This is a genomic window from Pseudomonas sp. NPDC098747 (assembly GCF_044760045.1).
Taxonomy (GTDB): domain Bacteria; phylum Pseudomonadota; class Gammaproteobacteria; order Pseudomonadales; family Pseudomonadaceae; genus Aquipseudomonas.
The window spans coordinates 1907-2441 of sequence record NZ_JBIWAL010000133.1 but is presented as its reverse complement, the minus strand read 5'-3'; the positions used below and the strand labels follow the sequence as shown (position 1 = coordinate 2441).

The following is a 535-nucleotide window of genomic DNA, read 5'->3' as shown; positions in this document are numbered from 1 at the left end:
AAAATGCTGGAAACAGTCGTAGTCGTTTTTCATCTGCTGGGTGCATTGGGCGTAGTTGCGGTGGTTTTGGTGCAGCAGGGTAAGGGTGCGGACGCTGGTGCGTCTTTCGGAGCAGGTGCTTCAAATACTGTGTTCGGAAGCCAAGGTTCCTCTACCTTTCTTAGTAAGTTTACTGCTATACTTGCCGCCGGTTTCTTCATAACCAGCTTGGGGTTAGGTTACTTTGCTAAAGAGAAAGCTCATCAGCTGACTCAAGCAGGTTTGCCAGATCCAGCAGTGTTGGAAGTACCTAAGCAACAACCGGCTTCTGATGATGTTCCGGTGCTTCAAGAGCAAAAGTCGGCTACTCCAGCGACTGACGTACCTCCAGCTCAAGAGCAGAAGTAAGAAGGGTTTCAAAGTAGTTTTGCCGAGGTGGTGGAATTGGTAGACACGCAACCTTGAGGTGGTTGTGCCCATAGGGTGTAGGGGTTCGAGTCCCCTTCTCGGTACCAATTAGTCAGGAAAGCCCGCTGTTGCGGGCTTTCTTGCAGGT

1 protein-coding gene and 1 tRNA gene are annotated in these 535 nt (G+C 50.7%); both read left to right on the top strand.

Annotated features, from left to right (window positions below; all coding sequences use genetic code 11):
• The first annotated feature begins 3 nt into the window (after positions 1 to 3).
• Complete coding sequence (secG, locus tag ACIQVE_RS29475) at positions 4 to 387, top strand: preprotein translocase subunit SecG (RefSeq protein ID WP_402815457.1); 384 nt, start codon at positions 4 to 6, stop codon at positions 385 to 387.
• Positions 388 to 408: 21 nt separating this feature from the next.
• Positions 409 to 494: transfer RNA gene (locus tag ACIQVE_RS29470), tRNA-Leu, on the top strand.
• The last annotated feature ends 41 nt before the right edge of the window (positions 495 to 535 follow it).

What these genes read in the sequence shown, in the direction of transcription:
- secG (WP_402815457.1), top strand. Translation starts at nt 4, where the DNA reads ATGCTGGAAACAGTCGTAGTCGTTTTTCATCTGCTGGGTGCATTGGGC.